Annotated in this window: 12 protein-coding genes and 1 pseudogene; 2 read left to right on the forward strand and 11 right to left on the reverse strand. The window is 64.0% G+C overall.

The window, feature by feature from the left end:
* Positions 1–67: 67 nt before the first annotated feature.
* From AC5Y36_RS06100 to AC5Y36_RS06115, 4 genes and pseudogenes are all read right to left on the reverse strand, one after another.
* Positions 68–592 carry an SUKH-4 family immunity protein gene (locus AC5Y36_RS06100; RefSeq protein ID WP_500039973.1) on the reverse strand — a complete coding sequence of 175 codons (525 nt, stop codon included), beginning with the start codon at positions 590–592 and terminating at the stop codon, positions 68–70.
* 97 nt (positions 593–689) lie between these two features.
* Positions 690–3,524: pseudogene (locus AC5Y36_RS06105) on the reverse strand (toxin glutamine deamidase domain-containing protein); the annotation flags it as partial.
* A 52-nt stretch (positions 3,525–3,576) separates the two neighbouring features.
* On the reverse strand, positions 3,577–3,855 hold the full coding sequence (locus AC5Y36_RS06110) for a hypothetical protein (protein WP_500039975.1): 279 nt from the start codon (positions 3,853–3,855) through the stop codon (positions 3,577–3,579).
* 3 nt (positions 3,856–3,858) lie between these two features.
* A complete protein-coding gene (locus tag AC5Y36_RS06115) occupies positions 3,859–4,323 on the reverse strand; it encodes a YbaB/EbfC family nucleoid-associated protein (RefSeq protein ID WP_500039976.1) in 465 nt (154 codons plus the stop codon).
* A 264-nt stretch (positions 4,324–4,587) separates the two neighbouring features.
* Between AC5Y36_RS06115 and AC5Y36_RS06120 the strand changes: the two genes are divergently transcribed.
* Positions 4,588–5,682: a hypothetical protein gene (locus AC5Y36_RS06120; RefSeq protein ID WP_500039977.1), complete on the forward strand. Its 1,095-nt coding sequence runs from the start codon at positions 4,588–4,590 to the stop codon at positions 5,680–5,682.
* A gap of 47 nt (positions 5,683–5,729) precedes the next feature.
* Here the strand turns inward: AC5Y36_RS06120 and AC5Y36_RS06125 are convergent, their stop codons facing one another.
* The 3 genes from AC5Y36_RS06125 to AC5Y36_RS06135 form a co-directional block, all read right to left on the reverse strand.
* On the reverse strand, positions 5,730–7,340 hold the full coding sequence (locus AC5Y36_RS06125; protein WP_500039978.1) for a hypothetical protein: 1,611 nt from the start codon (positions 7,338–7,340) through the stop codon (positions 5,730–5,732).
* On the reverse strand, positions 7,340–7,678 hold the full coding sequence (locus AC5Y36_RS06130) for a hypothetical protein (RefSeq protein WP_500039979.1): 339 nt from the start codon (positions 7,676–7,678) through the stop codon (positions 7,340–7,342). The genes AC5Y36_RS06125 and AC5Y36_RS06130 overlap by 1 nt, the downstream gene beginning before the upstream one ends.
* Positions 7,679–7,847: 169 nt before the next feature.
* Positions 7,848–9,488 (reverse strand): hypothetical protein, encoded by a 1,641-nt coding sequence (locus tag AC5Y36_RS06135; protein WP_500039980.1) that lies wholly within the window; start codon positions 9,486–9,488, stop codon positions 7,848–7,850.
* A 92-nt stretch (positions 9,489–9,580) separates the two neighbouring features.
* Between AC5Y36_RS06135 and AC5Y36_RS06140 the strand changes: the two genes are divergently transcribed.
* A complete protein-coding gene (locus tag AC5Y36_RS06140) occupies positions 9,581–10,393 on the forward strand; it encodes a hypothetical protein (RefSeq protein ID WP_500039981.1) in 813 nt (270 codons plus the stop codon).
* Positions 10,394–10,533: 140 nt separating this feature from the next.
* Here AC5Y36_RS06140 and AC5Y36_RS06145 read toward each other — a convergent pair whose 3' ends face one another.
* The 4 genes from AC5Y36_RS06145 to AC5Y36_RS06160 all read right to left on the reverse strand — a co-directional run bounded on the left by AC5Y36_RS06145 (position 10,534) and on the right by AC5Y36_RS06160 (position 13,072).
* Positions 10,534–10,821, reverse strand: a complete 288-nt coding sequence (locus AC5Y36_RS06145; protein WP_500039982.1) for a hypothetical protein — start codon at positions 10,819–10,821, stop codon at positions 10,534–10,536.
* 28 nt (positions 10,822–10,849) lie between these two features.
* Positions 10,850–11,116, reverse strand: coding sequence for a WXG100 family type VII secretion target (locus AC5Y36_RS06150; RefSeq protein WP_500039983.1), 267 nt, complete (start codon positions 11,114–11,116; stop codon positions 10,850–10,852).
* Positions 11,117–11,177: 61 nt separating this feature from the next.
* The gene (locus AC5Y36_RS06155) at positions 11,178–11,993 is read right to left on the reverse strand and encodes an ESX secretion-associated protein EspG (protein ID WP_500039984.1); all 816 of its coding nucleotides are present in this window, start codon (positions 11,991–11,993) and stop codon (positions 11,178–11,180) included.
* Complete coding sequence (locus AC5Y36_RS06160; RefSeq protein ID WP_500039985.1) at positions 11,990–13,072, reverse strand: PPE domain-containing protein; 1,083 nt, start codon at positions 13,070–13,072, stop codon at positions 11,990–11,992. The genes AC5Y36_RS06155 and AC5Y36_RS06160 overlap by 4 nt, the downstream gene beginning before the upstream one ends.
* Positions 13,073–13,128: the final 56 nt, after the last annotated feature.

Below are 13,128 nucleotides of genomic sequence, written 5' to 3' on the forward strand. Positions count from 1 at the left end.
GGGGAGTCCGCCTCATCGGGTGCGCGATACCCGCCGCGGGTCAGGGGCTGCTGAGTTGCCGATTCGTCTATCGTTCCAGGGTCGCGTGTTCGGGCCACACTCCCTGGTTCTGCTGACTCAGCGCTACCGCGCGGGTTATCCCCAGCGTCGACAGTTGGTCGGCCGGTTCGCTCTGGTACGTCTGTTTGTTGATGGTCAGGGGATGTTCTTGGGTGGGTTCGGGCGGGTTCTTCAGCGACACCGCGGTCATCTGGTACTCGATGATCTCGGGATCCTCCCGCAGCCGCTGGATCGTGATCCTCCATTGGTGTGGATAGATCTGGTTGCCCGTCGGTCGGCCGGCTTTCTTCGCTTCCGTGTACATTGTCGCGACCATGTCCGTCGGCAGGCTCGAGTGCACCGTCACGACCCCGGTCTGCGAATCGATCACTAGATTCGCCAGGCCGAGACCCTTCCCGGCTGCCCTCTCCTCCTGCGTCAGGATGGTCTGACAGACCCAACCCATCTCGAAGGGGTACACCGCGAAGGTGCTGCTCGGGGACATCTGCGCCAGGTAAGCCAGCGCTTGTTCCCGAGTGTTCAGTTCCACCATTATGGACTCCTTGCTCAGGTGCTACCGGTGTGCAATACAGGGATGCTGATCTATCGACCATCCAGGCCGGTGGATGGTCAGAGGTGGTGCCGTGTTGCGGATCCCACCACACCGGCCCCGCGGCGTCATGGGGGTAGACGACGACGGTCGCATGCGAACCGCGTACCACTGGTGTCCCATCTGGGTTATAGAGGAGATCGCCAGTACTGGGGTCCAGCGCGTGCCATTCGTTGACGACCAGCGCCTTCGAGCCCGGGCCAAGGTGCTCCATGTACTGGTGCAGCGCGGCGAACTGTTCGGAGACGGGGAGGCCCTGCCCCTGGTAGCTGGATAGCCCGTCACCGAGCCATGCTTCGGCCCGCATCAGACCGCTCGCCTCGCCGCTTCGCAGGTCGATAGTTCCGTCCGGGAGTTGATCGGGGAATCTGGGGGCCGAGACGTTTGGATGTCCGTCGAACGATGCGAGCGCCGACAGCGAGCAGTCAAGACAGTTGTTGGCCCGCCCCTCGACTGAGGGTCCGCCATCGTTGATCAGTTCGCCGTAGGGGTTCGTGGTCGGGTCGGCACCGACCAGGAAACCATCCTCATTTCGCAACGCGTCTTCGACCGCCCGCTGATGAGCTGGATCCCTCTCCGGCCACAGCTCTCCGGCACCATAAATGCGCCCAGGCCCGTACGGCCGCGGTGAGGGCAAGTCGTCAGAGGTTGCCCCGGCGTCGGCGCCGTCATCTGCGCCGCCAGGTGGTTCGTGTTCGGCGTCGGCCACATGGTCGTCCGGATCCCTCGGCGAGGAAGATTCGGTCGAGCCGCTGGCGCCCTCGTGCTGATCGGAGCCCGCTTTCGCGCCGCGTTCGGTGCCCGAGTCGTCGGTCTCCCCGGCTCGACGCTCCGAGTGGTCCGTAGATGGTGGCTCTAGCGGTTGGTCCCCGCGTCTGGCCTGCGTATTGTCGATCGACTCGGTGGGACGTGGCTGTCCCTCTGATCCCGCCGATTTTTCATGCGGCTGCCTCGGGGTCGGTTGTGCCTCGCGTGCAGGCGCCTGGCTTTCCCGTGCCGGCGGCTGACCATCCCGTGTTGTTGGCTGGGTTTCCCGTGGTGGCGGCGTATCGCGCGCCGGCGACTGCTGTTCCCGCGAGGGCTGGACGTCGCGCGCGGGCGACTGTTGTTCGCGTGGGGCTTGAGTCTCCCGGGTCGACGGCTGAGGTTCACGCGGGGTTGCACGCTCGGGTTCTTGCGGGGGTCGGGCCGGTGCTTCAGGCGATTCGGTGACCCGGGCGCCGCGAACTTCCGCGCCCTCCCGGATTCCGCCGGCAACCGCGGAATCGGCGACGCGCGCGGTTGGGGTTCCAGCGGGCTGCGAGGACGGCGTGGCAGGGCCAGCACCTGCGCGCGCCGTGGAACTCGAATCGGACAATCCGGCCTGACCGTGCGATGGAGCGGCCGGGGTAGCCGGAGTACCGGAGGTGCTCGAGGTAGCGCCGGATGATGGGGCTGCTGGCGTCGAGGACGGAGCCGCCGCGTTCGCGGGCACACCGGCAGTGCCCTGCGCCGAGGCAGCCGTTGAGGCCGCGTCCGGAGCACCAGTCTGGTGCGAAGAGGCACCACCGCCCTGAGTTGTAACGGGCGCTTCGGCGCGGCCACCCCCGGACTGGGCCCCGGCATCGTTGAGCGCACTGGATCCGTTATGGCCCGACGATCCGCCGCCCGACGTCGTGCTGGAGCCCTGCTGGCCTGCAGGTGTTTGGGGGCCGCCGCCTTCACCCGAGCGCCCGGTCCCACCCTGGCCGCCCCCCGCTTGGGTGCCTTCGGAGCCGCCGCGGTGTCCGGTCGTCGACACATCGCTGCCACCGTGCTGTTGACCGGCAGCGGGAGCGTCGGCGGGGGCAGTTGGTTGCCCGGCCGCACGCGTGTCAGCCGCGGGGGTGCTATGTGATTGCCCTGCACCAGTTTCGGTGGTCGAATGCGGGGTTGACGGCGCCCCACCGGTTTCCGATGACGCGGGGGAACGTATGCCCCCGACGGCGCCCTGCGCGCCACCGGTGGCCGCCCCGCCGATCAGGGAGGGCGCTGAGAAAGCGTCGCTGAGTTTGCCGCCGAACGGCACCGACGCCACTCCGCCGGCGATATTGCCGGCTATGCCGCCGCCGGCCCCGGTCGCGGCGTCCCCAAGGACATGACTCATTGGGGAATTCCCGCCAGACAAGCCGGGGACTTTGCCGAGGCCGTGACCGGCCAGCGCCCCGCCCGCCCCGCCGGCCGCACCGGCAGCGGCGGATTGACCCAGCTGCTTGGCGTCGAACCCGTCACGGTGGTGTTCGCTGATCTGGAACGCCTGAACCCCGAACTCCTGTCCCAGGCCTTGCCCCAGACCCAGCAGAGTCGCCTTGAATCCGGTCCAGAGCAGCTCTTTGACGGCGGTCTCTGCGGCGGCAGCAGCGACCCTCGCCGCAATGTTTTCGATCAGCTGCGCCACAATCTGACGGATCGCGGCGATGGCACCGGCCTCGGCCAGGGCCGCCCACCCCAAGGACGCCCCCGCTGTCCAGACGGCCATCGCCAGCGCGTACAGGATCTGGGCGGCCGTGATCGCCAGTGTGGTGATGATGATGAGCTTGGTGTGCTCGATATCTCGGCCGGTGGTCTTGGCGGCATCGCCTAGCGCGTCCATCGCCTTGGCCAGTTTGTCCGCAGAGGCGTCACCGCTGAACAGCTTGCGAAACTGCTCGTCGAAGGCTTGTGCGGAATCGCCCACGAGCACCTGCAGGACCCCGGAATGGACCTGCTCAAGTTCCGGTATCAGATTAGACAGATCCCCAGAGGCCGTCTCCCAATATCCGGCGATCCGGAACATGGCGGTCTCGTCGCCCTCCGGCCATTTTGATCCAGCCAGATACGACACCCATTGCAAATAGCCGGGTATCTGAATACCCATTCAGTAACCCCAGCCAGCCAAAATCTGGACGCGCGTTGAACGGCGGCCCGCGCTACAGCTTCTCGGCGGTGTTGGCGGCGGTGTGCAGGGCGTCGGCGTTACCGGTCAAAAACTTTGTCTGCCCCTCGGTAGCGTTGTCGACCTGTTGCTTTTGCGGCAGATACGAACTGGAGAATTGCTGGCCGGGCTCATCACCACCCCAGGCTGAGCCCTCGCCGGCAAGATTGCCATGCAACGTCGACATGATGTTTCCCAGCCGAGACCCGAGGTCCTCTAGGCTGCCCGCTTGCGCGCGTACCTGGGCAACTTCTGCTTCGAATTTCTCGGCCATCGCTTAGCTCCTCACCGTGGGACGGTAGACGGCATCAGGATCATCGGTGTCATCGGGGGGCGGGCCGCCGGTGGTGCCCAAGTCAGGCATCAGGTTGTCGAACATCGCGCCGATGTCCGGGGCGCCGTCGACGATATCGGCCAGCGACGGGAACATTTTGCGCCGTTCATTGAGGGGCATGATGAGCTCGGCGGCGCGGCGCCCGACCGTAGCTGCGGCCTCCTGCGCTGCGGCGGTGACGTGCCCGCCCAGCGCGTCGAACTCGAAGTCCTCCAGATAGGACTCGTCTATGACCGTCCTGGTGACCACGCCCCGGGCATCCACAGTCACCTCGACGGTGCCGTCGGCGGCGGTTGCGATCGCGGTCAGCGCCGCCTGCTTCTTCTGCAGGGTGGCCAAGTCGGCCATCTGTTCCTGGACCAGCGCGAGCACGTCTTCCATCTGGTGACGTGCCGCGTCGTTATCCACGAAACCTTTCCCTTCGCACCCGCCATACCCGCAAAATGGGTGATCGCCGGTTAATTATGCCAGACCCTGCGGTGGCCGGGATCAGCAAAATCGTCCATGGGTCAATCCCGGCACCTGCAGTTTTCTCGAAGGACGAACTGAAACTGCTGCTTATCCTGAGGGTCTGCTGGCCTGGGCCACTCCCCCCTTACTGCGGCGGTATCAGCATGACCGGTGCGGATAGCATCGTCGTGACGGCTGCCAGCGACGAAAGGTGCCTCTGCGGTGAAGAACATCCTCTACGGGCTCGCCGGCCTGGTCATGGGGATCGCCCTACTGATCATCGGATTCTCGTCACTGACCAGCTCCGATGTCACCTGCGGCGACCAGGTGATGCACCAAGGTCAGCAATGCGACCACGTCAGCCGGCGCGGCAGTACCTCCGCCAACACCTACGACACCGAGAAATCCAACGGCCGCAATTCCGGAATCTTTCTGGTGATCCTCGGCCCGCTGATGGCCGTCGGTGGCACAGCGTTGGGCTACAAGGGCGTCAACGAGCGCCGCAACGCGCTACCCCGGGTCGCTGCCACGCTGCCGGGCCCCCTCCCGCAGGGCAGCATGCCGCCACCAGTGAGCGGCTACCCCGCAGCGCCTGGACCCACGGCCGACTACGTGACCCCCGCGACGGCGGGAAACCCCTACGATTTCACCCGCCCCACCGAATTGGCGTGCGTCCTGGACGCCAACATCGTGCTGAAACGGATGGCGTCGCTGTTCGTCATTCTGGCTGTGGTGGTCTGGCTGGTGGCCGCGGTGGCACTGGGACTGGTGTTTCCCAACACGACCGCGGCCTGGCTGGGAGGCAGCATCCTCGTGGCAGCCGGAACGGCTGTCGCGGCGTACACAGCCAAACGCAATCAGTTGCAGCGCAATTACGGGCAACTGCAGCGGCTGATCCTGCATCCCGGCGGGTTGCGACGATTCGACCCGTGGGTCGTGATCGACATCCCGTGGACCGGCATCAGCAGCATCACCTGGCGCAATTCGTCGCTGGGATCGCCCAGCCGGGTACACACGGCCAGCGGGTTCGGCGGCGCCGCCGCCAACGCCGCCATCGACCGGGCACACTCGGTGATGGCCAGCGGGATCACCGGTCAGGGCACGATCGCCCCGCTGCCCGGCGCCTCGCCGAAGATGCTACAGATTCAGGACCGGCAATACGGCTCCCAGCTGGCCCGCGGATACCCGCACAGCGGCGCCGACTGTGTGATCTTTCCCGCCGAATTCGAACACGACTGGACCGGTGGCGTCGTCGGGGCTTGGCTGCGCCACTACCGGCAGGACGTGGTTATTCCGGAGGCGCCGCCAATGGGGTGATCTCGGGCTTGGGCACGCCGTTAGGCGATATACCGGGCAACGGCCCGCTATGCGGGCTCAGGCGTCACGGGTGCCGTCTCTTTCCGCTCGTCGCCGATCACGGGGGTGACGGCCTCGGTCTCGCCGACTACATCCTTCCCGTTCCGCTGATTGCGTAGAGCCTTGTTCGCCTTGTGAATTACTCCGGCAGCCGCCGCACCCCGGTGGCCAGCCGCGGGCGCACCCGCCCCAGGTGTGCCTTGACCACTAACCCCGGCCCGAGAAGTTGGTGTAGCAGCGGCAGCCTTCGTCGGAGAGGTGGCCATCTTCGCATTTTCGGGTCGTGCCGATGGGACTTTCCCGCTCCCCGCGCCTCCACCTCGGCCAGTGCCCGCGCCACCACCTTTGCCAGCAGCGCTTAGGCCTTTGGGCCCTAAGCCCAGCACGCCCTCGGGCGGCTTAGCCGCCCCGTTTGGGACACCTTTCATAGCCTGGCCCAGCGCACCCAACCCTTGTTGAGCGGCATTGGCAGCTTGCCCGGCCGCATTCTTGGCTGCGTTGGTCGCCCCGTTGGCCGCGTTACCCAAGCCGCTGAGCGCGTCGGTCGGCGATTGTGCCTTGGGCGTCGACGGTGTCTGGCTCGGGTTAGTGAACTGCGAGAGATCCGGCGCAGCCGGCATGCCAACCGAGGGCGCGCCACCGGGTGCACCTCCGCCACCCCCTACCCCTCCGCCGGTGCCTCCCCCGCCACCTCCCGGGTTGGCGGGCTGCGCCGGGGTGTCAAGCTTGCTGACGTCGGGGTGGTGGCTCGCGATGCCCGTCATGTTCAGATTAAAGTTATTTACGATAGCATCCGACGACTTTTTAAATTCTTCACGCAATTTCTTTAGATTGTCCGTGGCGTTCTGCGTGTTGGAGCCGTCACCGTAGTGGTCGCCGCCCGGAAGGAATGATTCGTAATAGTGCCTAAAAGCGTCGTAGAGTGGTCCGTACGTGGCAATATATTCAACGGGTGGTTTGATCGTGTCGACGAACGCCTTCGCCAGCCGCGCCTGGGTCTTGAAGCTCGAACTCAGACCCGGCACCATATTCTCAAAACTTCTCGCTGAGCTGGTGATCGCCGTACCAGTATCGCCCGACCAATTCTTATCGTCTGTACTGTTTGGAGGTAATGCCTCCGGGTGATTTGCTGCGTCTTCCGCATAATTCAGCCACCCGTCGAACTTGCCATTCTCGCCGTCAAGCGCGGTGGCCTGGGTGTTCCATCCTCCTTCGCGGTCCGGCGGAGCACTCCGCCCCTTGAAATGGGGAACTAGCTCTTCCCATTCCATCAGAGGCACGGGACTGACTGTTTCGCCGGGACGCCCGGGCGGCATGCCGTTGAAGTCCACCCGCACGCCCTGGAATGGAGCCTTGTCCATATTGGGTGGCGGCACCCGCCCACTGGTTACGTGCGAGGATGGATTCCATGTACCATGCGTGGGATCTACTTTTTCTAAGGTAACATACTTACTATCCCTGTGCTCAAGAGTGAAGCCATAGCCCGAAAAGTTTCCTTGGAGAAAATCCAAGTTAAGATCATGAGAACCGTAGATTTGGTCAAGAGCTGCCGGTGGAATGCCGGCACGGTTGATTGTTCCCGAAATGGTGTCGTCCGAGCTGGTTTCGTTCCCTCCCATTAGCTGGTCAACTCCAGTCCGCCCGCGGCCGCCACCGTGGTTGCTCCGCTTTCACAATACTTCTGCGCCTTTGTGATCACTGGAACCATCGCGTGTAAAGTTCGATCGAAGGCAGCCACTGTTTGCCCAACTGCTTCCAGCGTTGGACCCTGGTACCCCTTGTAATTCAACGCCGCAACTTTCGTCGCACGGGTTTCCATGCATGTCCCCATGTCGTGGAACGCTGTGTGGGCGGCCTTCACCGCCGGCTCAGTCACGTGCAGCGTCTTCCGGCCAGACTCCCCTAGGCTATTCATCGCCTTCGTTGACGCCTCGAGCTGTGTGTCCTGGTCGCTCATCGCACCTCCCCGCAGAAGATCAGTAGTTGACATCGCACGCCAGCGCGTCGCTTCCTCGAATCATACCCACGCGGCCGGCCCCACAGCGCCTCGATTTCCAGGTCTGAGCTTGCCGCCAAGGCGTCACACGGCTCGAAACCACACCGCCCCCTGGATCGATTACGGCGGCTCAAGCCAGCAGCTTGAGCACGTGACCTGTCTGCTCGTCGCGGCCGATTGCCGTGATGTAAACATTGCCCGCGACATCGACCGCGACATTCTGCAAGTTATCGGACGAAATAGGCAGCGTGGTCGCCTTGGTCGAGCCGACAGCAAGTTTGCGGACTCGGTCACCGAGGTTGACGAAGATGTCGCCAGCGCCGCTGACCGCAAGACATTCCGGTCCTCCGTACTTCAGCTGCACAGGCAGACCATTGAGCGCGAAGATCCGTTTAGGCGCAGTCGACCCAACGGACAATTGCCACACAGTGGCGGCCGGCGTCGACTCAGGATAGGCGCCTTCGATGTCGAAAACGTAGAGTGTGCCGCTGGAATCTACGGCAATACCCCGTGGGCTGTGAAGTCCGGGGAAGGCTACTTCCGTCGCGCCGCTCGCGCCAGCTCCGAGTTTCCATACTTTGGGTGGCTGCGGATCACTCATGTACTCGTTGTCATAGTCAGTGACATAGACATCGCCAGCGGTGTCGACCGCCAACCCGCCGGCGATCCGCAGCTTGGGGAATGGCAGCAGCGTCGCATCGCTGGCCCCAGGCGTCAGCTTCCGCACAGCGGAGGAGTCGACGAAGTAGACATTGCCCACAGTATCCGCAGCCAAGCCACCAGTTTGGTTCCATGCGGCCAGCGACGGGTACGTCACCACGACCGGTTTGTCGGAGCCAGGCGCCAGCCGAAACAGTGAATGCATGTCGGTGACATAGACATTGCCGAGGCTGTCCACCGTTATACCTTGGGGCTGTCCGAGCCCGGGGAAAGGCAGTTCGTTATCGTCCGGCGGCGCGGCCACGGAGGGCTGCTGGTCGTTTCGATGCATCGACCGAAATGGCGAGGGGATAAATCCAGCGACAAGGAGGCCGACGACTGCCATTATGGCAGTCGTCGCGGCGACAGCACCGGCAATCGCAATTACGGCTGCCGCCCTTCGACTGCGGCGCCTTAGGGGCGGCGCAAGTGGCGTCACCGACCTATCCGCGAGCTGCGGTGCAGCTACCAACTCGGACGAGGTCAGCGCCGTGTCGTGGTACGGCCTGGCCGGCGGGCTACCCAGTGCCTGTTGGGCGGCGAAGATCATGGCGCCCGGCGTCGGGTACCGATGACTTCGGTCTTTGGCCATGCCGTTGGCGATCACTGCATCGAAACCGATCGGGATCGTCGGGTTTTGCTGGCTGGGCATCGGAATCGGCGCGCCCTGATGCGCAGCCACCAACGCGGACAGATCTTCCCCGGCGAGGAAGGGCGGGACGCCAATCAAGCATTCGTAGAGCACACAGGTCAGCCCGTACACCACGCTGAGTGGGTCGGCCGGAGCATGTGCACTCAGTCGCTCGGGCGCAAGATACGGCAGTGCGTCGACATCGATAGCTGAGTCGACGGCCGGTCCCACATCATTATTTGGGTCGGCCAGGTAGGCGATGTCGTCGGCGGCTACCACAATGTCCGCCGGAGTGACAGCATCGTGCGCGCAACGGCCGTCCGCCTCGAGTTCAGCGGCAATCTGGGCCAATATCGCCACCGCACGCCCCGGAGCCAGCATCTTCGACCGCGTCAGTACCGCGCGTAACGTCGCACCGCTGATCCCAGACCTATCCGTCACGGCCCAAACCTACCCAGCGCCGGCTCCCCATGCCAACGAAGGCGTACGTCGGCTCCGTCTCATGTAGGGACACCGAGGTACCATTCCGTCCCATGGAACGGGGCTCGCGTGATACCGAATCCGGGTTGCAGACGCGAACGGTGGCGATGAAACAAATAGGTAGCATTGATCTGTTTGATTTGGTGTTGATCTGCAGATTTTATGGACACGATGATCTGCCCCATCCGTTCATCCAGTTCCGGATCCCTGTCTTTGACAGCCAACAAGCCCGGGAGAGTCGCACGAATGACGTTCCTGATCGCTTCACGAGTGGGGATCTACAGGTTTTCAAGCAGTGGTTTACCACTCTTGTTGATGCCGATATCCGTGTCGAGTGCACCGAATATTCGAAGGGCTGTGAACTCAAGGTCGTCGCGCACCGGAGGGGTGACCTCGGATTTTTTGCGAAACAACAACAGGCCGCGGATGTGGTCGATGTGTTCGCGCTATCGCCATACGACCTCGGACCCGCAATCGCTGCCACATCCGTGCTGTCCCGGCCCGGACAACAGTCGAAGATCGCGGTCGTTGAGTACCCGGGGTGGTCATCGGATTCCGCCACCGACGCGGACGCCGAGGCATTCAGCGTCCTAGAGCGGGCGTCTGTCACGAACGCGCCGGAGACGTCGTACCACGCAGCCGCGTCGGTCGCTAGAGTCCAGAGTCGTCGCGAACCAGCCCGACAATGGGGATTCGATGAAGACAAGGATTCGGTGCTGTGGCTGACCGCGAAGAACGACGGTGATTACATCGCCGCGCCGGACCGCAGCTATTGGACTCCGATGACGCGACGGGTTCTGACCACCCGAATTGATCGACTAATCGCCGCTGACGTTCAGAAAGTACGAGAAATCCGCGGCTTGTAGGACAGAAGCTTGTTGGACGTCGCAAAGTACAGCAACACACTTCGCGCGACGCATCTACCAGCGGTCATCGGCTGACCGGCCCTCCAGCCAGCCGATGACCCTGCCCCTGGCTGCACGCGCCACGGGAAAAGCGCGCTAGGCTATGTCCATCCGCTAGCCAAACTTCTGTCCCCGTGGGCCGCTTCATCCATGCAGTTCTGCACGTAATCGTGTTGTTGGGTCAGCGGTTCGAGGACGTTATCGTTCATCTGGCTCAGGAGCAGCTTGTAGGCCGCCGTCTGTGCGTCGGCGACATCCTTGGTTTTGAAGACCGATTCAAGACTCATGATGACGTGGTTGACGTCGCTCATCGCGTGATTAACCTGCTGAATGCACTTGTTTACTTCTTCGAGGCAGTGCGACATGCCCTGGTAGTCATACGTAACCATTAATTATCTCCGTTCATGCAAAGTCTGGTTAGAAGCCCTTGATGTGCGACAGGTCAGTCCGGGAGTGGTCGATGTGCCCCGTCAACTGCTGGATCTGCTGGTCGAAGGTCGTCTTGATTTCGTCCATCGCACGATGGAAGGGTGGCGCTTTTTCATCACTAACCCAGTACTTCCCGATGTCTGCGACAGCCTCGTCCATCTGCTGGCCGCACTTCTGTATTTCCTCTTTCTTGGTTTCCATGTCCTTGTATGCGCTATGAGCAGCGTCAACATCGACATCAATACCGTCTGCCACGACTATCCTCCTCGGTAGGTTTTCTCACGACGTATCGACTGGTTTTCGGATTTTCTGGCAGTCAGCTATCGCTCCCCCATCTGTTGTCGGAAAGCTCCACCAACTGGCCGATCGCCTGGCTGATCGCATGATCCGATCCCGGTTTGAGGGTCGTCCACAATTGCCCGCTCGGTGATGCACTGGGCGCACCCACGATCCGTCCGCGTTTGGTGTAGAAGATCCCCACCGCGGCCGGTCGCCGCGAAATGCGGTCCGCGTCGTTACAAAGCGCGTAGTAAACGATCTCGGCGAAGGCGGCCCGCGACGCCAGCGCCGAGCCGAGCAGCATGGCAGCGCGGGATTCGGCGCCCAGCGACCGGATCCGGTCGGCCAGTTGCGCGGCGTCGTGTGTTCCGCTGAGCTGGCGGCTGACTGCCTCCAGCGGCGCCCCGACCGGGGTGATCTGGGCGGCTTCGGCCCGCGGCAGCTCACCAATCAAAGCGCGGGTGACCTCAACCAGGCCGGGCTCGCCCTCGACCACCCGCAACGTGATCTCGTTGGCCACCCGGCGGGCCAGCACCCCGAGATTTCCACGACGGATCACCGCCAGCCGGGCCATTCCCTCCGGGGTGACCAGCCGCACCGCCAACTCCCGGTCCGGTCGTTGCAGTGCCTGCAGCAGCGGAACCAATTCGGGTGCCACCTCGCCGTCGGCGATCAGCCGGCGCGACATCAAAGTGGTTGTGGCGCGGTCGAATGCGGCGGTCAACGCGTCGATCGTGCCGTGCCGCGGCCGAATCGCCAGCACCGCGGGGAAGCCCTGAATGCCGATGCGGGCCGCAATCACCTGCAACTCGTCATCATTGAGGACGAACTGCGACGCGACTGCGGTGCTCATCGGTTCGCCTCGGAGTCCGCGCCGATCACCGGCGGCGCCACCCACGCATCGGACACCTTCTGCAAGGTGCGTTCCGGCTCGTCGGTGAAGGCTTCGGTGGTGCGTTCCGGGGCGGCCAGCTCATCGAAGATTGCGGTGTTCGGGCCCCAGCTCACATTCGACACGGTGAACGGCGCATCGTTTTGCTGTGCGGCCGGCAGCCAGGACTGCCCTGCGGTGTCCGACAGGCCCGCCCCCGGTTCGCCGCCGCCCTCCAAGGAGGTGGCCGGGCGAATCGAATCGTGCTCGCGGTCATTACCCTGGCCGCGCCCCATCGCCCCCATCGGACCGTAGGCGCCGCGGCCCATCCCGCCGCTGCCGCCGCCGGTTCCATTGTTGAACGGTGTCTTCTTCAGGTCTTTGGCCTCTTCGCTGGACTTGAGCGGAGTGGCCATCATCGGGTTCAGCTGGCGCGGGGCCTTGCCGCCACCGCCGCCGCCATGGCCGCCACCGCCCTTGCCGGACTTGCCGTCCTTTTCGGCCTTGAGCGCATCGCCGTTGACGACCTGCGGAGGCGGGAGCTGTTCCCAGGGCTCGGCGAAGTCGGCGACCGCGTCCTCGTAGCGGGTCATCACCGCCGCGGCGTCGGCCTGCTCGGCGGTGGCCGCCTCCTCCAGCTCGGCGAACCGGCCATCCAGGATCGCTCCGTTGTAGGCGGCCAGGGAAGCCATCATGTCCGCAGATGCCTTGGCCTCAATGGCTTCCGAGACCGACGGCATCGACATGATCGCGACGGTGTTGGCGACCGCGGCTTCCTCGATTCGCTGCCCGTTGCCGGCTGCGCTCAACGCTACGGCCTGCAGCCACTTACCGAACTCCTCCAAGCGCTGCGCCGCAGCGGCGGAGCCGTCGCTGCTCCACGAGGCCTTGAAACGCTCGACGATCTTGTCGTAATCGGCGGACACCTTGGCCAGTTCGCCGGCCACCCGAACCCACGCGGCGCCGGCTTCACCGATCGAGGCGGTGCCTGGACCGTCGGTGAGGTCGCGCGCCAGCTGCTCAGTGCTGCGCGATTCCCACACCACATTGGTGAATCCCATGCTGCGACCTCCCCCCTTCGGCTAGCTGACTTGAAAGGGTCGACGTGGACAACTCG

It is taken from the genome of Mycobacterium sp. NGS50 (assembly GCF_059812545.1).

Coding starts and splice junctions, on each gene's coding strand:
- AC5Y36_RS06100 (WP_500039973.1), bottom strand. CDS start 592: ATGGTGGAACTGAACACTCGGGAACAAGCGCTGGCTTACCTGGCGCAG.
- AC5Y36_RS06110 (WP_500039975.1), bottom strand. CDS start 3,855: ATGGCCGAGAAATTCGAAGCAGAAGTTGCCCAGGTACGCGCGCAAGCG.
- AC5Y36_RS06125 (WP_500039978.1), bottom strand. CDS start 7,340: ATGGGAGGGAACGAAACCAGCTCGGACGACACCATTTCGGGAACAATC.
- AC5Y36_RS06130 (WP_500039979.1), bottom strand. CDS start 7,678: ATGAGCGACCAGGACACACAGCTCGAGGCGTCAACGAAGGCGATGAAT.
- AC5Y36_RS06140 (WP_500039981.1), top strand. CDS start 9,581: ATGGAACGGGGCTCGCGTGATACCGAATCCGGGTTGCAGACGCGAACG.
- AC5Y36_RS06145 (WP_500039982.1), bottom strand. CDS start 10,821: ATGGTTACGTATGACTACCAGGGCATGTCGCACTGCCTCGAAGAAGTA.
- AC5Y36_RS06155 (WP_500039984.1), bottom strand. CDS start 11,993: ATGAGCACCGCAGTCGCGTCGCAGTTCGTCCTCAATGATGACGAGTTG.
- AC5Y36_RS06160 (WP_500039985.1), bottom strand. CDS start 13,072: ATGGGATTCACCAATGTGGTGTGGGAATCGCGCAGCACTGAGCAGCTG.